Source organism: Treponema sp. Marseille-Q4523 (assembly GCF_016901105.1).
Taxonomy (GTDB): Bacteria; Spirochaetota; Spirochaetia; order Treponematales; family Treponemataceae; genus Treponema_D.
Genome location: NZ_JAFEVM010000032.1, coordinates 1 through 22,805, shown reverse-complemented (window position 1 = coordinate 22,805; position 22,805 = coordinate 1). Strand labels below are relative to the sequence as shown.

Below are 22,805 nucleotides of genomic sequence, written 5' to 3'. Positions count from 1 at the left end.
GACTTTTGCAGGAAATATTAATTTCCGAAAAAGTTTTTAGCCGTGCGCGAGAGCGCACACGTTCAATAAACCGAGTTTGTTGAAAACAAACTCGTACGAAAGAAGTGCGGCGCAATTTCAGCCGTGCTTCTTTCGCTCCTCCTAATAATAAATTTTATTCGCTTATGTGTTCGATGCCTTGGCTTAAAATCGTCGTTACGTGGCCGTCGGCGAGGGAATAGATAAGCGATTTTCCGTTTCGCGTATATTTTACGAGACCGTTCGTTTTTAAAATACGCAGCTGATGGCTTATCGCCGATTGCGTCATTTTGAGAACGCTTGCGATGTCGTTTACCGCCATATCCGATTCGAGCAGTACGAACAAAATCTTTATGCGCGTCGAGTCTCCGAAAATTTTAAACAGTTCCGCCAAATCGAACAGTTCGTCTTCATCAGGCAGTTTGTTTAAAATATCTTGAAAGCACTTGTCGCTTTGTCCGCCGTCACTCTTTTTTTTCGTCACACCGCTCCTCCGTCCGCGATTTGCAGTAATATAAATAAATGAACAACTGTTCATATATTAGCAGTAAAAATGCTGTTTGTCAAGTAAAAAAAAGGACGGCAGCTGCCGTCCCCGTTTCGATTTGTTTTATCGATTATTTTCTATTACTGCTTTGCACTTATATCTGCTGCGGTTTTAAGGTATTTCCCCGCGGAGTAGAGAGAGAGCGAAAACTTGTACGGCGTTTCGCTGCACGTACCGTAGTATTTCGCATCGTCGCCGTCTCCTTTTTTATACACGCTCACCGTAATCGCTTTGCCGTCTGCCGTTATGACGGTAACGGATTCGCTTACGGGCGGCAGGACAAAATCGTCGTCGAGCCACGAGTCCGCATTGAGCCTTGTAAGCGATGCCGCCCAATTCGCCGCTTTTTCCGCATCGACGCTTGCCGCGCCTCCGGAAGCAGTCCATGCAGCGGGATCGCCCGATTTTACAATCGACAGCACCGTGCTTCCCATGCTTTCGGAAACGGCGGTGAGGTCGCTCGTATCGACGGCGTACACTACTTTGCTGCGCAACGCGGCGACGTCTTTTTTGAACGTGTCGCGCAGCGTTCCCGATACGAGGTATATGTCTTTTTTGCCGTCGAGCGTGACGTAAGACTGCGAACCCGTCGACGACGTTTTTCCTATCGTGAGCATACGCACAAGTTCGTTCCCTTTGTATGCCTTTACGACGATCGCATTCGTCTTGTCGATTTCATAACGTTCATCGACCGCATCGCTTCCGGCTTGGGCAACGGTGTCGAGAACGCGTATGTTTTTTACCGCATTGACAAGCGCATCGACGGTATTCGTATCCGCCTTGTATCGCCTCTCTCCGACCGTCCAGCCGTCATCCGATTTTGCAAGTTCGATTACGGCGCTCGCGTTTTCGATTGTAAGCTTATCGGGATCCGCGACGAGCGTTTTATTTTTTACCGAACTTCGCAGAGAAGAGGCGAGCTGCGCGATATATATGCCGAGCAAAAGTACGCACGCCGTCAAAAGAATTATTTTTCGTTTGCTCATTTTGTATCACCTTCCTTCGATTTCGTATCGATGATGCGCGCATCGTTCGGATTGTATTTTGCGCGGATGCGTTCTCGGCGTTTGGTGCGCATGCGCCACACGATAAAGCCCGCAATGACGACGATGACGGCAAGTCCGAATTCGTTGAAATACTGCACGGCAAATGCGAGCGCACTTCCTGAGTTATGCAGCGTATTGAGAGAAAGCCCCTTCGTGCGCATGGCGCAAAAATCGCCGTTGCCGTTCATATAGTCGATGACGTTGCGCGTGAAAAGAGCAATCGGTTCGGAGCTGTTTTCTTCGATGAGCTGCGGACCGGTGATTTCGGACGTTCCCGCGACGAAGATTTTTCCGCTCTGCACGTTTTCAGCCAAGTGCGTTTTTGCCGTTAGCGCTCCGTCTGCGGATGAAGCGGGCTCGGAATCGAAAGCGCTTTTGAATTTGCCTTCGGCGAGCGCGGCAAGCGTTTCCGCTTTTTCGACGGACTTGTCGTAGGGCGGCGGCATCATCGGATTCAACTGTATATTGTCCGAAAGCAGCCACGATTTCGGAGAGGACTGCACGAGCTTTGTCACTTTCACGTCTGCGTTGCTTTCGGCGCCGCTCGTGTCGATTGCGGATGTTTGCAAAAAAAGGATCCTGCCGAGATTAGCCGTGATCGCGTTCTTTTTTGCAAGCTGTTCTGCAGGGATAAACGGCGCCCACCACAACGATACGTTTCCGTAATTTTGCTGACGCGGTTTATAACAGTTTTCGTCGAGCACGTAGTTCGTTTCCGGCTTGATGCCGTAAGCGTTTAATAATTTTTCAAGCTTTGTCGAAAGCGGCGCGAACGACGGCGCTTGATAATAGCCTGCCGACTGCGAATCGAAGGGGTCGACAAAAAAGAGAGCGTTGCCGCCGTGCATGATAAACTGATCGATTTTATACAACTCTTCGTCGGAGAATTCCGTTTTCGGCCCGTTGACGATGAGAGATGCGACATTTGCGGGAATCGCATCTTTTGAAAGATCTATTTCATCGAGTTCGTACATATCGCTTGTAAGCGATATGAGAGGAGAGACTCCTGCCTGCGAATAAAGCGGCGCCTCTCCGTGCCCCGTTACGTAGCCGATCTTCGTCGCCTTTAAGAGCAGGCTTTGAAGACTTTCCGAAAGCGATTGTTCGAGTTCTCCGAGTCCCGCGATGACGTAGCCTATGAGCGATCGCTGCATCGAAAGCGGGATGAGGCGGAACGCGTTTCCGTGTTCCAGCACGAGGCCGATCGCACCCGAGCCTGTCGAACCGTTTTCCGTCGTCCAATTGATGAGCGGTATGCCGAAGCGCGACTGCAGCGTATTCAAATCGGATGAAGACGGATTTATTTTTTCATAATCGATTCTGCCCATGCTTTGCTTGTTGACGCTTTCGTACGCTTCGCGCACGGTCTTTTCGATATCGTCGAAGCCCCGTATGTCGAACTGTTTGAGCGCATCGGTTACGTAGAGCGTCAGTTTGATGCGCTCGTCTTTCGGAAGACCTGAAAGCACGTTCGCCGCCGAAATCATTTTGCTGATTTTCGTCGTAAGCTTGTATTCGAATCCCTCGGACGACGTGATGCCGTCGAGTGTTTCGACCGAGTCGGCGTAAGAGATGACGAGTCCCATATACGCTTGCTTGAAGCCTACTTCGTTGTTCGCGACTTGCTGAATCTGCACTTGCTGCAGTCCGTACTGCTGTGCGAGCGTTTCGTTTTCCGCTTTGCTCATATCGACGATCGAATAGGAAAAATTGCGGTTTGCCGCTCCCTTGTATTCGACGAGGATGTCGCGTACGTACTGCGCGGTCGTGCTGTACGGGGCGGGCAAATTGCTGCTGAAAAACGCGCGGACCGACAGCGGTTCGTCGAGCGTTTTGACCAGCTGTCTGCTCGCCTCCGACAGCGAATAGGATTTCGGACGTGTCAAATCGAAACGGAAAAAGGCCCTGCGCCCGACAAGGTTTGCGAGAATTAATAAAACGATGAGAAGCGCAAAATCGCTCGAAGGGGAGCGAAACCAATTGATGATTTTTTTCATTTTTACTTCCTTTCATTTTGCTGAACGATCACCGTGAGATAAAAGAAAAATACGGTGAGCGAAGCGAAGTACAGGAGGTCGCGCGTGTCGATGATGCCTCGTGCGATCGATGAAAAATGCGACGCTGCGGAGATGTACGACAGTGCGGCGACGATTTCAGCCGGCAGGAAAATCAAAAACGAATCGATCAACGTCAGCGAAATGCAGATGATAAAGGCTGCAAAAAACGCGATGATTTGATTTTTTGTCACCGACGACGCGAATACGCCGATCGCCGAAAACGCGGCGCACAAAAAGAAAGCGCCCAAAAAGCCTCCGACGACGGGTCCCATATCGGGAGAGCCGAATATGAAAAGCGGAATGACGTACAGCATTGTCGGAGCGACCATGGCGGCAGCGCTCAAAAAGGCTGCAAGCCATTTGCCTGCAGCGACGGAGCTTTCGGTGACGGGAAGCGTCATGAGCGTTTCGATCGAGCCGCTTCGTTTTTCTTCGGCGAACAGCCGCATCGTCAGCGCCGGAATAAAAAACGAAAGCAAAATCGGAAGGAGCGAAAAATAATTCCGCAGCTCCGCCCGATCTTGAAAAAAGAAAAAGACGAAAAAGGTTATACCCGCGATGATGAGAAAGAGTGCCGTGACGATGTATGCGACGGGACTCGTAAAATACGCGGCGAGTTCCCGCTTCATGATGACGGCGGCGGGAGAATGTTTTTTGTTAAGCGTGTCGCTCATTTTTGCGCCTCCGCTGTAGTGAGTTCGTGGAACACGTCTTCGAGACTGTTCCGCTGCATTGCAAGTTCGTATAACCAGCCGCCCTTCGCTGCGATCGATTTGAAAAGAGCCGGCCGGACTTCAGCCGTTCCCGAAACCGAAACGAGGAGAGAAAACGCATCCGCATCTCCGGTTACGGCTTCTCCGCTTACCGCCGAAACGTTTTCGACTCCCGCAATCGATTTGAGTTCGGCTACGATATCGTCTTTTGAACATCCGCCTGCGGTCAGTTTGAGAGCTGCTTTATGGCCGTATCGTTCGCGCAGTTCATCGGTCGGACTGTCGGCGACGAGCTTGCCGTTTGCGATGATGATGACGCGGCTGCACAGCGTTTCCACTTCGCCGAGGATGTGCGTCGAAACGATAACCGTGCGCGTTTTTCCGATCTCGCGGATCAAGTTCCGCACTTCACCGATTTGATTCGGATCGAGCCCGCTCGTCGGTTCGTCCAAAATCAATATTTCAGGATCGTGCATGAGCGCGTGCGCGAGCCCGACACGCTGCCTGTAGCCGCGCGAAAGCTCGGAGATATTTTTATCCATCACTTCTTTGAGACCGCATTCTTCGCACAGACGGGGAATTTTTTCATCGGCATTTTCGCCCTGCATGTCCGCGATATAGCGCAGGTAATCTTCGACTATCATATCGCCGTAGAGAGGCGCGGCTTCGGGCATATAGCCGATCTTTCGTTTCGATGCGACGCTTGCATCTTCGATGTTCACTCCGTCGATCGAAATCGTACCGCCGGACGGTTTTAAAAAACCGGTGATCATGCGCATCGTCGTCGTTTTGCCCGCGCCGTTCGGGCCGAGCAGACCGACGATTTGCCCCGTCGGGATCGAAAAGCTTACATCGTTTACCGCACGGAATGTCCCGTAATTTCGAGACAAGTGCGAAACTTCTATCATATATCCTCCATAAAAACTTTTGCAGGATGTTAGAGCCTGCGGCTCGTTCTGCAAAGAACCGATTCTATATGTTCGCTTTCGCGGACTTCGAATCGACATCCGAAAAAAAATCAGTCGTACGCGTGACTCGCAACGAGCGCGTCGGCGTATTTTAAAAACAAATTGTACTATATCCATTAAAAAAAATTATGACAAGCGCAGGTTACGGGAAAACGCGAAATCAATTTGTAATTGGTAATGTGCTTTATCAATTTGTAATTGGTAATGCGTAATGGGTATTTTCTAATGAGTAATTGTTAATGTGTAATGGGTAATGAGTTTCATACGGAGACACGATACGGCATGTGCCGTACATTGAGCGAAGTTCCCCGCACAACTTGCAACGAGCACGGAGTGCGAAGTTCCCCGCGCCACTTGCAACGAGCAACGAGCACGGAGTGCGAAGTTCCCCGCGCAGGAAACGATGTTTCCGTTTATTTTCATAAAAAACCGCATAATTTATAGCTTTGTAAACGATATATATTGCAGCGGCTTCCTTGCCGCACTATCTCAATAACCGAAGGTGCAACTATGGACTATACCCATAAACCCGTCGACGAACTCTCCTTTACCGATGACTTTATGTTCGGCACGGTCATGAAAAACAAAATGATCTGCAAGGGTGTCATCGAGCGTCTTTTGCATATCAAAGTCGGTAAAATCGAATATCCCTCCCTGCAAAAAACAATAGCACCGTTTTACGAAAGCAAGGGTATACGTCTCGACGTCTATGTCTCAGAACCCCAGCGCATCTTCGATATAGAAATACAAACGTCGATCCCGCCCTCTCTTCCCAAACGCACGCGTTATTACCAAAGTCTTATGGATGTCGATAACCTCTTACGCGGACAAAGTTACGCCGAACTGAAAGAGAGCTATGTCATCTTTATCTGTACGCAGGATCCCTTCGGCAAGGGTTTACCTGTATATACGTTTCGCAACGTATGCAGTGAGGACGGCAGTATTCTTCTTGATGACAAATCGTATAAGGTGTTTTATAATGTGGGTGCCTACGGTAAAGAAGATGAGCTTGAATTGAGCGCCTTGTTGGAGTATCTTTGCGAGAGGCGGGCGACGAGCGGTTTTACACGGCACATCGATGAGCTTGTCGAAAAAGCGAAACGGAACGAAAAGTTCAGGAGCCGGTATATGTCGTTGAATATTCATGAAGATGACTTACGCAGAGAGGGTTCACAGTTGGGTGAAAAGATCGGCTTTGAGCGGGGAATACGCAAAGGTCGACGCGATGGTATCGCTGCGGGATCATATCAAGCAAAGCGGGAAACGGCAAAGCTGATGGCTGAACGCAAGTATCCGCTCTCTGAGATACACCTTATGACCGGTCTCTCGGAAGCGGAGATCGAAAAACTGTAATGCTTCCTTGCCGCGCTATCTCAATAATCAAGGATATCCCCATGGAATATACCCATAAACCCGTCGAAGAACTCTCCTTTACCGACGACTTTATGTTCGCACGGTCATGAAAAACAAAGCGTTTAAACGAGCCGCTGAAATAGCGCGTCTCGTTTAACTGCAAGTTTGCAAGGCAAACCGTTTTCTTTTGAAAACTCGCGGATATATCTGTGCGCTCCCGCGCACTGATTATACAGCTCTTAAATAGGAAGATTTACTCGCTGTACAATTTTAAGGGAACGTATATAATAGTATGTATAGCGGTTTATAGCCATCGCAGGGGATAAGGCGGCTGTACCGAACGATATGATTTGAGAGAGGTGCCTGTGTCGAACGGAAACGAAAACCGAAATCGTGTCATGCGTACATGTGTGACCGTCCTTTTCTGCGCCGTTTCAGCTGCGGCGCTGCTCGCGATAACCGCCTGTAAAGAACTGTTTGCAGATATAGAAGAAGATTTTTCGTATTGGGCGTCGGAACCTGCCATCACCGGTTTCAGATCGGCGTCTCCTGCACAGACGAGTCCAGAGGGCGTTCAATGCGTGCCGTCGGCAAGCGATGCGGTGTTTACGCTCACCGTGCACAATCCGAAAAACTTTTCGTTCATAATGCCCGGTTCTTCCGGGGCGCCGGCGGATATCGTAACTTTTGCGGACGGTGTACACGATATTACGGGGACAAATCCGCCTGAGGCAGGCACCGATTATACGCTTGTGCAAAACTCGCGCGATACCTTGACGCTTACGTACAAACCGGCGTTTTTAAAACGCTACGAGCGCAGCAGCGCGAACATAGGGGCTTCGATCAGGCTTTACAGCACCGACGGCAGAAGGTTCAACCAAACCTATTCGTTTAATCTGGAAGCGAATACGCCGCCTAAGCTGAGTTATGTAACAATCGGCAAAACGGCCGCTGCCGATGCGCACGGTAAGCGGTATTACGTCATTATATTAAAAGCCGAAGATATGACCGAAACGGGGGGTACTCCTTCCGGGCTTTTGCACGGAGATATTTCCATACTGAAAATAAATGACTATCCAATCTTGATACCCTTTACACCGGGATATGATGCTTTTTACATCGACACGACTGCTCCCGTCGAAAACCGCAGCCTGCTTACGAAAGATGAAGTTACCCAACTCGCCGCCGGCGAGGGACCGGAGTCGCTTCCCGCTTGGGTTCAATCCGAGGTAGACGACTCGTGGGCGCTGCGTTATAAAACGGATGCGGCAGTACAGACTGCATCACAAACCTATACGTTTAAGCTTGTTGACCGCAAAGGCTTGGCTTCCGCCGCGCACACAGTATCCACCAAAACAAAGGCCCAAGACGTAAAGCTTTATAGCGCGGGTGGTGGCGAGATAACCAGTGCTACCCTGACTAGTCCGGCTTCAATATCTTTAACGCCGAATGATTCTAAAGCTACCGTAAAGGCAAAAACGGAAACTGCCGACGCAAAAATAACGGGAAAGGTTGAAAAGAAAAACGGCGGTTCGTGGACTCATGTAAGCGACATAGACAGCGGTTCTCAAAACGAAGTTAATATAGACCTTCCGGCTCCGGCTCCAGGTCAGGAAATCTTATACAAAATAACCGTAACTGCAGGCGGAGACGGCTTTGCTGCCGGCGTCGAAAAAGTCTTTTATGTTAAAGTAACCAAAATAGCGGAAATAACCATCAACCCCGCTGACAATACTACGTGGGAAGGGCAATCCAGTGCATGGGCGGCATTAAAAGCTGCAGTAGAAAACGACAACCCCAACACTGCTGCCCGTATCATCATTATAGACGGCGAAATAAAAGCCCCCAACGGAGCAGAAAAAATTGAGGTGAAGAGAACCGTTACAATAAAGGGAACGAGCTATATTAGCGATAAATTGAATGCCGATAGCAAAACCTTTATTTTTGATATATTCACAGGCGGCGACTTAACCCTTGAACAACTGACCCTGCAAAATGGAAAAAATCCCACTACCAGCGGAGTAGGCGGCGGCGGTGCAATTTACTGCGGCGGAGGAAAGCTTAAGACAGCTAATGTCCTTATCGAAAACTGCAAGGCCAAAAACGGCGGCGGTATTTATGTAAAAGACAGTAACGAAGTTACCTTGACCGGTACGGCTATACAACAATGCGAAGCCGAAGAAGACGGCGGCGCAATTTACTGCAAAGAAAGCAAGCTTACACTTAATAACACAACCATCGGCGGCAGCGCGCCGGCGGACGGCAACAAAGCACAGAAAGGCGGCGGTATTTATCTTAGCGGAAGCGGCACGACCGGCACTATGATCGGCGGGAAGGTTTCCTACAATGAGGCAAGTGATAGTGGTAACCAATCACGCGGCGGCGGGGTGCACATAGAGGGGCAAGGCCCTTCCGGTACTCATGCTTCATTCACTTTAAAAGGGGGAACGATCAATCATAACACTGCAAACTATGGCGGCGGCGTTATGGCGGATACCGGCGGTGTGTTTACCATAGAAAGCGGTACTATCAGCAACAATAATGCAAAAAGCGGTGGAGGCGGAGTTTCGGTAAGCGGTGCAATGACCATGACCGGCGGCACTATCGAACAAAATACCTGTACGACGTCGACTCCTACTTTTGGCGGAGGCGGGATAGCTTTGTGGTATAGTTATACAGGGCAAATTACCCTTAATATGACAGGCGGTACTATAAAAGACAATACTTCAAACGAGTTGGGGGCAGGCGTATTGATGTCGGCTGTTTCCGAAGTTACAATGCAGATGTCCGGCAGTGCAAAAATCGATACAAATAACGATGTGTATTTGATGAACGACAAACAGATAAACGTTGACGGCACTTTGACCGGGACGGCTCCCGTTGCACGCATTACGCCTGAAAGCTACACGCAGGGTACGCAAGTGCTTACGGGCAGTATAACAGACGGCAATCCGCAAAACTACAAGAGGTTTACGGTAACACAGCCTGCTTCGTCAACGCAGTGGTATATCGACAGCAGCGGCACTCTAAAATCTCTCGACACTGCAACTGTCAAAAACGCTACCGAGTTATACAATGCCATTCAAAGTGCAAACGACGACATACCTCTTGTCATCACGGTAACACAAGGGTTCACCATTGATGGAAGTATTGCAAGCTTAAAAATCAAAAACAGAAAAAACATAACCATCAAAGACAACGGCACACCAATAACACTTGTCTGCCCAAATAGGACAGAGGATAAGCATAGGTATTTCTGTGTAGAAAACGGCGGTACGCTTACTTTGCAGGGAGAGATAACGCTTCAAGGAGCGGACAATGGCAATAAAGAGCAGTATTCCCTCTATGTGGAAAAAGGCGGCACTGCCGAGATTAAAAACAATGTAAAAATTACAGGTTTTAAGAATAATGGCAACGGATGCGTATGCACAAAGGGAACGCTTATTATGTCCGGCGGGAAAATAACAGGCAACAAGGCCCGTTATGGCGGCGGTGTATATATTTTCACTGACGGAACTTTTGAGATGACAGGCGGAAGCATAGAAGGTAATGAAGGAACGCATTTCGGTAAAGCTATGAACATTCTCGGTACTTTCAACTGGTTGGGCGGTACTATTACAGGTCATTGGGGTTCTGCTCCTGACGTTCTGTATATCAATGGGGGAACGGTTAATAATCCCCACAACTACACGGCAAGCTAAGGGGTATTCAATTGGTAATGGGTAATGGTATGAAAACGGCGCAAAATCCGCATTGCAGACTTTGCACATACGTCCTGTCCCGTTTTCAACCCGAGTTTCAGGCTGACGCAAAGCGTCAATTATGGCTTTTCCGTACGTCCTTGAGTGCAATCGAAGCTCAAAAATGTACATTCTTGTACATTTTTGAGCGGCTGTATAGGCTAACTTCCGCACTTACTGCATAAGGTAAGCCGGTCTACTATTACCATTATACATTACAATTTAAAAACGCCTGTCCCTTTTTAAATCCTTTAATCTGTGGTATAATTTTTAACTCGAGTTTGTCTTCGCCAAACTCGCAAGACAATCGGCTGTTACCGCATGTCCTGTGCGGTGGCTGTATTTCAACTATTTTAAGGAGGTTTCTATGAAACACAAACTAAAAACAATTTTGTTTATCGGTTTAGTGCTCATAGCGCTGTTCGGCATGACTGCCTGCCCGAATGCGGCGGGCGGCAGTAATGAAGGAGGCAGCTCCGGCGGCGCAAATGCCCGATGCGGGAACAGGCGGAAGTGCAGTACTGCCCGAAGCCCCCTTTGTTGAAGGCTGTACCGAAACTGAGCTTCAAAGCGGCACCGCAACCGTGCTGCATGCAAAAAGCACAAAAGTAATTCTAAAAGGCAAGATCGCTGAGCTGTACTGCAGCCGCAATCAGCTGACAGTCCTTAACGTGCAGGGCCTAACCGCTTTGAAAGGGCTGCCTGCTACGGCAACCGGCTTAACGCACTTGACGTACAGGGCTTAACCGCTTTGCAATGGCTGGACTGCTCCGGCAACCGGCTTACCGCAGAGGCATTTAAAAAGCTCTTTGACGATTTACCGCAGCGTGATGCAGGCAACAGAGGATACTGCTATCTTTACATTGAAGAACCGGGCGTTACCGAGGGCAACCATACGGATTTTACCTCTCCGTCTGAAGTACAAACCGCCTTCGAAAACGCAAAAGACGTAAAGCACTGGAAGATATATAAACGGAAGATGAACGGGCTTGGGGAGGAGATTTAACGCCGCACTCGAGCGTTTCGTATACCGTTCCGGCTCGCGGCGTTGCGCACCGCCGAGACCTCTGCTATAATGGCTTTATGACAAGGGAAGATAATGCTGCAGGCTTTGGCGGCGGCGTTATGGTGACTGCCGGCGGCAGCTGTATCATGACAAACGGAACAATTAGCGGAAACACAGCCAATTACGGCGGCGGCGTATGTGCAAAGAAAGCAGATTCCACTGATGGAGTCTTTACCATGCAAAATGGAACAATTACCGGCAATCGTGCATACCAGAACGGTGGGGCGGCAGAAGTCCACGGCGTTTTTACGTGGGAAGGCGGCTTCATAACCGGAAACTATGTTAACACCGCCAGCGGTGAGATAATTCACCGGGATGGCGAACATTTTAATAACCCCCACCATTTTACGGCAAGCTAAGGGAAAACGGCAACGGGCGTATATGTTACGCACGGCCAGATTTTCATAACCTCTTGCACCCTTAAGGGCAACAAGGCGGTAGTAGCCGGCGGCGGTGTGTATGTAGATATGAACAGTACATTTAAGATGCATGGCGGTACAATTAAAAATAATACAAGCAATGTGGGAAAAGGCGTTTATGTAGCAGCCTCTTCCGGTGGGACGGGCAACCAAGACGGTTACTTTATCATGGGCGGTAAAGCCTGTGTCGGGGACTGGGGAAGCGACGGTACCCTAAAAGACGGCAATGATGTGTATTTAAAAGAAAACAGTGACAGCGGCTCGCCTGCCCGCATAAAAATCGATAAAGGCAAGCCTATAACGGAATCGAAGGTTGCCTGTATTACTCCGCGGGACTATGTATCTGGCTATATTGTAGTATGGATGTCGGACGGCTCATCGGTAGGGGCTTATACGAATAAGTTCACCGTAACACCGAAAGGCACTCAAACTTGGTCGGTAGACAGCGACGGGACACTAAAGACGCCGTAAAAATAATGGGTAATTGATAATGGGTAATTGATGTCCGGCTGGAAGCCAATTACCCATTACAAATTACCAATTGATAAAGCATTACAAATTCATAATTGCGCTTTCAGGGAATTTACTGTATCATTGTTATTATGAATGAAGCGGAGAAAGACGATAGTCGACAATACGTCAAATTTTCAATCGGAGCGAAGCTCGTCGTCATCATTTCGGTGCTGACGATTTTATCGCTCGGTGTCATTACCCTCCTGGTTACGTGGTTCGGCGGGCAGGATGTCAGGATCAGCGCGGAAGAAAACAATCGTACCGTGAACGCACAGGCTGCGAGTTTGGCGGAAAAGGATCTGTCGTCGCTGCGCGCGAATGCGTTTTTGCTGTTGGATATTTTAAACAGAACGGGGAGCGCGAGTTCCTTTGCGAAGGAAGCGTCGGATTTTTATTTTGAGCGTAATCCGTCGGTTGCCGCCGTTTTGGTCACCGATTCGAGGCGTGCAGGCGGCTTGGAGCGAAAGCTTTTGAGTACGCCGTTCTTTTTATCGAATGAATTGGATCCGTCGCTCGTGGATGCGTTTTTGGAGCAGTCTCGCGATGCGATGGTGCAGGCTGAGCGCGGCATCACCTGCGTTATAAACGCATCTCCCGTATTCGATATCCCGATGCTCGTGCTGTGTTGGCCGTACACCGAAAAAGGTTTACGACAGGGTTTGGCGGTTTTCTTTTCCGCCGAAAAACTCTCCGACAGCTTCGGCGCAGGTACGCTGCAGACGACGTATTTGGTGAACGGAGAGGGCGATATATTGATCCATCCCGATTTCAATTTGGTAAAGAACGGCGCGAATGTCGGTAACTTTCCGCTCTTTGCCGCGATGCTCGAAAACGGCGACACGAATCGGCAGTTGCTCGTCACCGACGATGCGGGGAAAAAATATTTCGGATCGTACCGCCGCCTTTCTTTCGGAGAGCTTGCCGTTTTGACGACCGCGGATGCCGCCGTGCTTTTGCAGCCGGTGGCTGAAACGACGAAGCGCAACATCTATTTGAGTATCATCGTTCTGTTCCTCTCGGTCATGTTCATTTGGTTTTTTTCCAAGTCGATCAGCCGTCCGGTAAAAACGCTCGCACGCGCCGCAGAGCAGATCGAGCAGGGAGAATTCGAACTCGATTTGAAGCCGAAGACGAAGGACGAAATCGGACTTTTGACGTCGAGCTTTGTAAAGATGGGCAAGGGGCTTGCGGAGCGCGAGAGGCTCAAAGATTCCTTCGGCCGTTTTATCAACAAAGAAATCGCCGAGCTTGCCATGCGCGGTGAGCTTGCACTCGGAGGTGAAACGAAGGAGACGACGATTTTCTTTTCCGACATCCGTTCGTTTACCGCAATTTCCGAAAAGCTCACACCGGCGGAAGTCGTCGAATTCTTGAACGAATATATGACATCGATGGTCGAATGCGTCAACGCGACGCACGGCGTCGTCGATAAATTTATCGGAGATGCGATCATGTGCGTGTGGGGCGCTCCGACGTCTGCCGGAAGTCCGAAAGAAGACGCGCTCAATTGCATCCGTGCGGCGCTCCGCATGAGGGCGGCGCTCATGATCTTTAACCGCGGACGAGGCGGCGACAAAAAGCCGGTCATCCGCATCGGCTGCGGTATCAATTCCGGTCCCGTTGTCGCAGGTCAAATCGGCTCGACGCAACGCATGGAATACACTGTCATAGGAGACGCCGTCAACCTTGCCTCCCGTACGGAAGCGCTCAATAAGCCGCTCGGTACGGACATCCTCATCACCGAATACACGTATGCGCTCGTGCACGACAGCGTGCTCGTCGAAGAGATGCCGTCGGTTACCGTCAAAGGCAAAGAAAAGCCGCTTCGCATGTTCGCCGTCATCAATATGCCTGCCGAAGACGGCATACCCGGTGCAGGTGCGAAAGGCCCGAAGTCGCTTGCACAGATCAGACAGGCGCTCGGAATTCCGACTCCCGATTTTGCAAAGGTAAATCTCAATGAAGACGAAAAGAAATATAAAATACAGTCGTGAGTCCGTATCGGCCGTATTGCAGGACATCTTCGTTGTGCTCTTTTCCTTGTCCGTTATCGGCTATACCGCGTTTTTATTTTTTAATAATTTAAATAAGACGATCGAGCGTACCGATAAAGTGCCGGTCGCCTCCGTTTCGTATAAATACAAAAGCGTGCAGCGCAAATTTCTCGACCGTTCCGTGTGGGACAGGCCGGTGCAGTATTCTCCCGTGTATAACGGCGACATCATCCGTACCGCGCCCGCGTCGGAAGCGACGATCTATTTTCCCGATCAAAACGTGATAAACGTCGGCGCGAACACGATGATCCAGATTTTCAAACAGGCGCAAAAAGACGAAACCGACGTACAGATCGCTGAAGGCAACGTTTCAGTACAGACGGTCGGTTCGAAAGTTGCGGTGAAAGCGGACAACGTTTCCGTCGCCGTCGAAAAAGATTCCGTGCTGCACGTACAGAAATTCGAAAGCGCGGAAAAAGAGGCGGGAAGCGTTTTATCTTCGCCGGATGCAAGCGCAGCTCAGGCAGGCATCGCCGGAGCCGGAAGAGAAGCCGAACGCGAAAGCGCCCCGCGGGGAGAAAATGCCGGCGGCGCGCTTCGTTTGACCGTCGAAAAAGGGGCCGCCGCCATGACGACGGTCGAAGAGGGAGCGACCGATGCGCGTGCAGGGCGAAGCGTCGCTCGGACTGCCGTACAGCCGACCGTGCTTTCAGAGGGAGACGTCATCCAGGCGGGAAACAATGCCGCAGTGTCCATGATACGCCCCGCGTCCGGAGCAAGGCTTATCAATCAATATAAACACGTACTTCCGGTATCGTTTGCGTGGAGCAGTTCTTTTTCCGACGATACCGAACTCGTTTTGGAAACGTCCCGGAGCCGCGATTTTGCAAAAGCGAACAGGCTTTCGGTCAAGGGATTGAAAGAGGTGACGCTCGAAGAAGAAGCGGGAACCGTGTATTGGCGGATCTATGCGGCAGACAAAGGAGCGCGTGATGCGTCGGCGGATTCCGGAAAGTTTACCGTTTTGGACGCTCCTCCACCCGTTCTTTTCGAACCCGCGCCCGATCGGCGCTTTGCGTACAAAGAGATGATCCCTGCAGTGCGTTTTTTATGGAAGGGCAACGATGTCTCTTCGTCGTACACGATCGAAGCCGCCGACAATCCCGATATGCGAAATCCCGCGGTGGTCAAACAAGTGAGCGGGGAGACGGTAACGCTGCCGAATCTGCACGAAGGGGTGTGGTATTGGCGGGTGACGCCGAATTATATCACCGATGAAAGCCTGTCGGCAAAACCGTCGGAGGTGTCGGCGTTTTCGATCGAAAAGCAAAAAGAACTTCCTCCCATCAAACTGATTTCTCCGGGTGCGATCGCGGATACGGCGGAAGGAAAAAGCGTCGCCTTTTCGTGGAAAAATGTAAACGAAGCGGCAAAATATCGGCTCGTCGTCGCAAAAAGCGAATCGATGCGCGACGCGGTCGTCGAGCGGACAAGCGATATCAATTATTATGAATTGAAAAATGCCGCGAAAACGCTTCCGAACGGGACATACTATTGGACGGTGGAAGGGCTGGATAAACGCGGCGAGCATTTGACGTCGAGCGTGCCTTCGGTATTTCGGAGCCGCGACAGCGAAGTCGTTCTGCGCTCGCTCTTTCCTCCGGACAATTACGTTTTGGCCGATACGCTGTGCCTCGATACACGCTTTACGTGGAAGACGAATTTGGAAGGAGAGCAGCGCTTTCAAGTGTCCGCTTCGAATGATTTTTCTTCGCCCGTACTCGACGTAAAAGCGCAGGGTTCCGGAATAGACGGCATGGTTTTGCCGCAGGGCGATTACTTTTGGCGTGTGTCGGTCAAAAGCGAATTCGAAGCGCTTGAAACGCCGCCGAAACGATTGACGATAGCGCCTGCGCTTCCTCCGCCCGAACTCGTCGGCATCGGAGAGGTCGTCGTCATTCATCCGCAAAAAAAGAATACCTTTGCGTGGACGGCCGTTCCGGGCGCCGATTATTATCAGGTGAAGATCACGAAGCCCGGTTTGGATTCCGAACCGCTGTACGAAAATCTGTACATCACCGATACGGGCGTGGAGATGGCGCTGCAGTCGATACAGGACGGCGATTATATAATGAGCGTACAGGGCTTTGCCTCTTCGACGCTGACATCGAGCAGACGTTACAGTTATGCTGCCGATAAAGCGTTTATGCTCAAGCACTTGCGACCGGTAGAACTCGTGTCGCCCGTGCACAACGCGAGGATCGGGGGCGTGGATGCGGCGCTGAACCCCGGCCGCCTGCAGTGGTCTTCCGTCGAAAAGCCCGTAAAGAGCCGGCTCGTACTCGAAAAGGCGGGACAGCGGGGGAGCGTGCTTTCCGTTTCCGATCCTTCTTTTTCCGTAAAGCTTCCGCCCCTCACTGCGGGAAACTATCGGTGGAGGGTCATCGCATCGACAAGGGACGGATTCGACATATCGTCGCTGCAGGACAGCGGCTTTACCGTTTTGCCCATACCGCCGCTCGAAAGGGTCGCGTTCGTATTTCCTTCCGACGGGGAAACGCTCGGCGCAAGTTTTTTCAAATCGAATCGGAGTATCGTGTTCCGCTGGAAAAAGAACGGAGAAGCGACGCACTACGTGATCAGGCTCTACAACGAAAAAAAGCAAAAGATTTTCGAGAGCGAATTGACCGACGCGGCTTCTTCTCGTGCGGACGGCAACTGCGCATTCGAGTTCGGTGATCTTTCACGGCTGTCGCGCGGAATTTTTTACGCGGAAGTTGAGCCCGAGCGGCGGCTGAAAGACGGTTTGCTCTTTCAGAAAGGCATCGTTTCGAGTCGCCGCTTCGTCATCGAATTGCCGAAAGCGGCATCGGTGGAAACGGATGCGCCGGGAGTGCTCTATGGGAAATAAGCGATGTACCGCGACGCTTTTGTGTCTGCTTTCGCTCTTGCCGCTCGCCGCGCAAAACAGAGGCGGTCGAGCCGATCCCTCCATGCACTATTTTATACAAGAAGGAGAGGAGGGCGCGGTGCTCTATCAGCGCCTTTCGTGGGAAGCGATCGACGACATATTCGGCTTTGAATTCGAGCTCGAGCAAAGGGATGCGTCGGGCGCTTGGCGCGCGATCGACAAAAAAATCGTACAGGATAATTTTATCGACGTGTCGTTGCCGCCGGGAAACTACCGCTATAAAGTGACTGTCATCAACCTGCTCGAACAAAAGGAAGCGGCGAGCGCGTATCGCAATTTCGATATACTGATCGCATATCAGCCGGAAGTCGAATCCGTGACGCCGCGTCTCATTTACCTCGATGAATTTTTCGACGGAAGATTTACCGTTACGGGCGGTAATTTTTTCGACGATACCGTTTTCGTGTTTGAAAAGGCAGGCGGCGGAACGATAAGGCTCGAGCCTGCGGAAGTATCGAAGGACGGCAAAAAAGCGCGCTTCGAATTGAATACGAACAGATTCCAGCCGGGTACTTACGTCTTTGTTGCGCGCGATAAAAGCGGTCTTACCGCCAAGAGCGAAGACGTAACGTTCCGCTTCCAAAAGCCGGTGGATACGTACGTTTCGCTCGGCTACGCGTTTACGGGCTTTACGGGAGAGAGCGTGTTCAAGACGTATTATGACCGCAGCGTCGCTCCTCTGGGCGGCGTCTTTCGCCTTACCCTGTTGCCGTTTAAAAGGACATACGGTCACTTCGGGTTTAACCTGAATTACAGTGCGGCGATGATGCGCAAGGAGTTGGACGATTATACGCTCGACGGTGCGCTCATGCTGACCCATGTCAACGCGGCATACGTGTACCCGATCATCAAGCACCGTTTGAATCTCGACATACACGCCGGAGCGGGCGCCGTATTTTTGATGCAGAGCAAATTTTCGTTTGCCGGCGGCAGCGTAGAAAGTCCCGCGTATTGGTACTGGGGATTGGATATGGATGCGGGAACGGCGCTACAAGTCTTTGTCTATAAAAAGATGTATCTTGAACTCAATGTCGATCACTTTTTCGTGTTCAGAGACGGTTTGCCGAAGTATATGTTTCAACCGCAGTTTTCCGTCGGCTGGATGTTCTAGGAAAACGACCGACGTTTTAACGGAGTCAAAAATGCAAGGGGCGGGTAGAAATCGGAAGATATCAAGACCGGAACGGAGAGGAGATCCTGCAAGGCTTTTCCGGTGGAGCATACCAAACAAAGCTTGAAACGGCAAAGAACTTAACAGATTTAGGAATGTCGATTGAGAACATAGCGCAAGCGACCGGTCTCAGCCAAGAAGAATTGATGACATCGCGTTTTCCTCGCTGTGCTTCATCGGCGTACACGTGTGATGAGTGCTTTATTTCCGCCGTGCTTCCGCCGCTTCGTGCTGCTCTTCCAAAATCGCCATGACGCGGTCGACGATCTTTTGCTTTGCATCTTCTTCCGTTTCGGGTAAACTTGCAAGGACGTCGCGACGGAACTGTTTGCAGCCGATGACAGGAGAAGCCGACAGCGTGATCGTATCGTTTTCGACGAGATCCATCATCATATTGTCCGGAGCTTCCGGATTGATGCGGAGACAGTTGCCGTTGATCGATACGAGGATCATGACGTCAAAGAGGCGCAGATAGCTGTCGATTTCGCGAAGACCGCGTTTCGTTTCGGGCTTGCCCGGTCTGTAGCGCGTGCCGCTCGGAAACACGAGGATCGCCTGTCCCCTTTTTTTGCAGTCGTCCATAGCGTGCATCGCCGCCAAATTGATTTTCCGCGCACGTTTTTTTTCTTCTTCGATTTTCGCTTCCGACTGCGCATTCGCTTCGAGCTTGTCGAGACTGCGCGTCGGATAGATGACCACCCTCGTAAAGCCTTCCGCCCATGCGCGCACGATCGGGCTTTCTTCGTTGAGTTTCATGCCGGCGACGGCGACGATCCGCTTCGACAAATCTTTTGCCCAGTCTTCGCCCTCCTTTTCCAGCAGATAACATATTTCAGGCAAATCGAGGTTCGTATAGTGTTCCATCAAAATGAGACCGCTTTTACCTTCTTCGGTTATCGCGCGATAAAACGCTTTGAAGTTTTCGATATCGACGATTTCCGAGTCGGGCAGCATAACATCCGACAAGAGTTCATCCATGATTTTCCGCGTCAGAGGATTCGCTTCCTGATATACGTTTTCTTCGTCGATCTTTGCCGCAGCGCGCGATGCTTCCGTAAGTTCGGCAAAATATTTTTTACATTTTTCTGCGAGGGGTATTCCCATGAAAGTCTCCTGATACTGAACTTCGGCACGGTACACCGATACTACCGTTATAGTAAAGTCGAAAGGACGATATGTCAACGCCGAAACGGATTGCGACAAATCGGACTGTTTTTGTCATACTGTCGAAGCGGCTGAGTCGGTGAACGAAGTGCTCGCCGGAAGCGCAACTTTATCGGGTCATACTTTCAAGAGCCCGCATTCGAGTTAATAATACGCGATCGTAAAACCGCCCGTTTTCCTAAAGCCGAGCGCCGCGTACGCTTTTTGTGCGCCCTCGTTTCCGTTCCGTGCGTAGAGTACGGGAAGGCGCTTCGATGCGACGATTTTTTCGGCGAGTGTTTCGACGAGGAGCGATGCGCATCCCTTTCTTCTGAAATCGGGAGCGGTGTACACTCCGCCTATCTGCGCCCAGCGGATGCCGACGGCGTTCGTGTTCGCTTTTGCGGCCGGCTCGCCGCGTGAGTTTTGCAGCGCAACGACATATTCGGTTTTTAAAATGCGTTCGAGATTTTTTCGGGTGACGGCGGGATTTTGCGTCCTGCAGGGCGGCAGCACTTCTTCGGCTTCGTATGCGAGCTGCAGCGGCATGAGCGCGTCGGCATCCCTTATACCGCATCGGACTATTTTAAATTTTTCACAACACGCTTTTTCATCGGTTGCCGCCGTATTTTCCGAAATCGGATCTGCCGCAGCGCACTCCGTACGCATACCGCACATTTGCGGCTCTTCCGGTACCGCTGCATGCCGTTTGTCTTTTGCTTGGATTTTTTTTAGCGCTGCTTCGGAAAACGTCATCAATGCGTATTCGTTTACATGCAGCGGCATTCGGCCGATTTCGGCAAGGATGTTCATGATAAGGTGCGATGCGTCCGCTTCTCCGTTTACGCATGAGATTTTTTTATCCGACAAAAAAGCTTTGAGGGAGGTGTAAAAATCCCCGTCGTTTTGCAAAGAGCGCGCATTCGGAATGCACAGGAGCATTCTGCTTTTGACGCTTATGATGCCGAGCGTTTCGCGCGCATCGCTTTCGACTGTAAAGCTTTCGCTCCCTCCGAGCCGTATATGTTCTACAAGCGATACGCAAAAGCGCTCGTGCTTTGCGAGGAAGGCGAGCGTTTCCGCTTTCTTTTTTTCATCGACCGGAATAAAGCGCATGACGATACCTTCCGATTTTTTCGCATATCAATAAACGGCGACTCTTGTAAATTATTAATTTCAATTTCGAGTTTCCTAAAACTCGACGTTCCTTAAAATTCAACAGTCGAACACAATATCAATTTTGGAGACTGTTGAATTGGTGCGCGAGCGCGCACGGTTAATAAGCGATGTTTCGGCTTCGTCCGAAACTCGAAGTTAAATTGAACGGCGCAATTTCAGACGTTCAATTTAAACCTTCGACCTGTTAATTTCTGAAGCTGTGAATGGGCGGGGGAATGCGTCCGCCGCGCTCGATGAATTCTTTACAGCCGAACGTGTTCACCGCCATAACGGGTGCGCCGCCTAAGAGACCGCCGAACTCCGCCCAATCGCCCGTCGTTTTTCCGGGAACGGGGATGACGCGCACCGCGGTCGTTTTGTTGTTGACCATGCCGATCGCCAGTTCATCCGCGATGATACCGCTGATCGTAGACGCTTCCGTGTCGCCGGGGATCGCTATCATGTCGAGGCCGACCGAACACACCGTCGTCATCGCTTCGAGTTTTTCGAGCGTGATAGAGTGCTCTTTTACCGCGCGGATCATCCCCTCGTCTTCCGACACGGGAATGAAGGCGCCCGAAAGACCGCCGACTTTCGTGCTCGCCATAACGCCGCCTTTTTTTACCATATCGGTGAGCATCGCGAGGGCAGCCGTCGTACCGGGAGCGCCCGCGCTTTCAAGGCCGCATTCTTCGAGGATGCGCGCGACCGAATCTCCGACGGCGGGAGTCGGCGCAAGCGACAGATCGAGGATGCCGAATTCGACACCGAGGCGATGTGCCGCTTCCGTTCCGACAAGCTGTCCCATGCGCGAAACTTTGAACGCCGTTTTTTTGATACCGTCGGCAAGTTCGTCGATCGGCTTTTCTTTGTATTCTTTTGCGGCGGCGAGGATAACGCCCGGGCCCGAAACCCCGACGCTCAGTACGGCGTCCCCTTCTCCCGGTCCGTGAAAGGCGCCCGCCATAAACGGATTGTCTTCCGGGGCGTTGCAGAACACGACGAGCTTCGCGCAGCCGATGCCGTCTTTTTCTTTCGTGCGCTCTGCCGTTTTTTTGACGATTTGTCCCATGAGCTTTACGGCGTCCATATTGATGCCGCTCTTCGTCGAGCCGAGATTGACCGACGAGCACACCCGTTCGGTGCATGCAAGAGCCGCGGGAATCGAATCGATAAGGACGGCGTCTCCTGCAGTGATGCCCTTTTGTACAAGCGCGGAAAAACCGCCGGCAAAATCGACGCCGAGCTCTTTTGCCGCTTTGTCGAGCGTTTCCGCCCACGCGACGTAATTTCCTTCGCCGCTCGCTTCCGCGATAAGTGCGATCGGCGTGACCGCAATACGTTTGTTAATGATAGGCACTCCGAATTCCGCTTCGATTTCGCGGCCGACTTTGACGAGGTTCCCCGCTCGCTTCATAATTTTATCGTAGATGCGGTTTCGGCATTTTTTGCCGTCGTCTGAAATGCAGTCCCGCAGCGAAATGCCCATTGTGATCGCGCGGATGTCGAGCTTTTGCCGCATAAACATATTGACAGTCTGTTCGATTTCGGTCGCTGAAAAAATCATAGAGCTATTTTAGCAGTTGGCGAAAATAAAGTAAATCGGAACACGCTTGCGTTTATGCGGAAGGCATACGCGCGGACGGTACTGTGTCAAATAAAATTCATCTTGTGCGAAAAAAAATTGCTGGATACGAGTTTTTTGAGCTGCCTGCCGAATGGGGCAGTCCTTATTCCAAACCGCATATACGGTGGAGAAAAAAGTTTGAAAAAGGGAGGGGGAGGTACTTGACAGGGAGGGGAGAAAAGTAGTAAATTACAAGCTACCCGCGCAAATCACGGGTGCGCTGTTTGACAGGTAGAGGGAAGGAAAGAAAGCAAGACGCATGCGGAGATAAAAAAGTCTCCCGAATCAAGCGAGAGCAAGC

General features: G+C 50.9%; 17 protein-coding genes and 1 pseudogene. 10 read left to right on the top strand and 8 right to left on the bottom strand.

The annotated features are described in order from the left end of the window. Window positions 1-154 precede the first annotated feature (154 nt). The 5 genes from JSQ97_RS10035 to JSQ97_RS10015 form a co-directional block, all read right to left on the bottom strand. Window positions 155-502, bottom strand: a complete 348-nt coding sequence (locus JSQ97_RS10035; protein ID WP_205075932.1) for an ArsR/SmtB family transcription factor — start codon at window positions 500-502, stop codon at window positions 155-157. Window positions 503-645: 143 nt separating this feature from the next. Then, a complete protein-coding gene (locus JSQ97_RS10030) occupies window positions 646-1,551 on the bottom strand; it encodes a DUF4340 domain-containing protein (protein ID WP_205075931.1) in 906 nt (301 codons plus the stop codon). Continuing rightward, window positions 1,548-3,608, bottom strand: coding sequence for a GldG family protein (locus tag JSQ97_RS10025; RefSeq protein WP_205075930.1), 2,061 nt, complete (start codon window positions 3,606-3,608; stop codon window positions 1,548-1,550). Before JSQ97_RS10025 ends, JSQ97_RS10030 begins: the two co-directional genes overlap by 4 nt. 2 nt (window positions 3,609-3,610) lie before the next feature. Further along, on the bottom strand, window positions 3,611-4,342 hold the full coding sequence (locus tag JSQ97_RS10020) for an ABC-2 transporter permease (protein ID WP_205075929.1): 732 nt from the start codon (window positions 4,340-4,342) through the stop codon (window positions 3,611-3,613). Continuing rightward, a complete protein-coding gene (locus JSQ97_RS10015) occupies window positions 4,339-5,289 on the bottom strand; it encodes an ABC transporter ATP-binding protein (protein WP_205075928.1) in 951 nt (316 codons plus the stop codon). The genes JSQ97_RS10020 and JSQ97_RS10015 overlap by 4 nt, the downstream gene beginning before the upstream one ends. A gap of 570 nt (window positions 5,290-5,859) precedes the next feature. Here JSQ97_RS10015 and JSQ97_RS10010 point away from each other — a divergent pair. The 10 genes and pseudogenes from JSQ97_RS10010 to JSQ97_RS13225 form a co-directional block, all read left to right on the top strand. Next, window positions 5,860-6,702, top strand: coding sequence for an Rpn family recombination-promoting nuclease/putative transposase (locus tag JSQ97_RS10010; RefSeq protein WP_205075927.1), 843 nt, complete (start codon window positions 5,860-5,862; stop codon window positions 6,700-6,702). Window positions 6,703-7,067: 365 nt separating this feature from the next. Next, complete coding sequence (locus tag JSQ97_RS10005; protein WP_205075926.1) at window positions 7,068-10,403, top strand: hypothetical protein; 3,336 nt, start codon at window positions 7,068-7,070, stop codon at window positions 10,401-10,403. A 406-nt stretch (window positions 10,404-10,809) separates the two neighbouring features. Further along, window positions 10,810-10,986, top strand: coding sequence for a hypothetical protein (locus JSQ97_RS12960; protein WP_239447087.1), 177 nt, complete (start codon window positions 10,810-10,812; stop codon window positions 10,984-10,986). A 207-nt stretch (window positions 10,987-11,193) separates the two neighbouring features. Next, the gene (locus JSQ97_RS12955; RefSeq protein WP_239447085.1) at window positions 11,194-11,448 is read left to right on the top strand and encodes a hypothetical protein; all 255 of its coding nucleotides are present in this window, start codon (window positions 11,194-11,196) and stop codon (window positions 11,446-11,448) included. 77 nt (window positions 11,449-11,525) lie between these two features. Further along, complete coding sequence (locus tag JSQ97_RS09995) at window positions 11,526-11,867, top strand: hypothetical protein (RefSeq protein WP_205075925.1); 342 nt, start codon at window positions 11,526-11,528, stop codon at window positions 11,865-11,867. 108 nt (window positions 11,868-11,975) lie between these two features. After that, window positions 11,976-12,398, top strand: a complete 423-nt coding sequence (locus JSQ97_RS09990; RefSeq protein ID WP_205075924.1) for a hypothetical protein — start codon at window positions 11,976-11,978, stop codon at window positions 12,396-12,398. 131 nt (window positions 12,399-12,529) lie between these two features. After that, window positions 12,530-14,434: an adenylate/guanylate cyclase domain-containing protein gene (locus JSQ97_RS09985; RefSeq protein WP_205075923.1), complete on the top strand. Its 1,905-nt coding sequence runs from the start codon at window positions 12,530-12,532 to the stop codon at window positions 14,432-14,434. Further along, window positions 14,400-17,345: a FecR family protein gene (locus JSQ97_RS09980; protein WP_205075922.1), complete on the top strand. Its 2,946-nt coding sequence runs from the start codon at window positions 14,400-14,402 to the stop codon at window positions 17,343-17,345. The genes JSQ97_RS09985 and JSQ97_RS09980 overlap by 35 nt, the downstream gene beginning before the upstream one ends. Continuing rightward, a complete protein-coding gene (locus JSQ97_RS09975) occupies window positions 17,335-18,516 on the top strand; it encodes a hypothetical protein (RefSeq protein ID WP_205075921.1) in 1,182 nt (393 codons plus the stop codon). Before JSQ97_RS09980 ends, JSQ97_RS09975 begins: the two co-directional genes overlap by 11 nt. 89 nt (window positions 18,517-18,605) lie before the next feature. Next, window positions 18,606-18,722 (top strand): annotated as a pseudogene (locus JSQ97_RS13225) (Rpn family recombination-promoting nuclease/putative transposase); the annotation flags it as partial. Window positions 18,723-18,777: 55 nt separating this feature from the next. On the opposite strand, the gene JSQ97_RS09970 reads toward JSQ97_RS13225, so the two are convergent. The 3 genes from JSQ97_RS09970 to JSQ97_RS09960 all read right to left on the bottom strand — a co-directional run bounded on the left by JSQ97_RS09970 (window position 18,778) and on the right by JSQ97_RS09960 (window position 22,444). Continuing rightward, window positions 18,778-19,680, bottom strand: a complete 903-nt coding sequence (locus JSQ97_RS09970) for a lysophospholipid acyltransferase family protein (RefSeq protein ID WP_205075920.1) — start codon at window positions 19,678-19,680, stop codon at window positions 18,778-18,780. Between the two features lie 204 nt (window positions 19,681-19,884). Next, entirely contained in the window at window positions 19,885-20,835 is a 951-nt protein-coding gene (locus JSQ97_RS09965) for a GNAT family N-acetyltransferase (RefSeq protein ID WP_205075919.1), read from the bottom strand. Window positions 20,836-21,082: 247 nt separating this feature from the next. After that, entirely contained in the window at window positions 21,083-22,444 is a 1,362-nt protein-coding gene (locus JSQ97_RS09960; RefSeq protein ID WP_205075918.1) for a PFL family protein, read from the bottom strand. Window positions 22,445-22,805 lie beyond the last annotated feature (361 nt).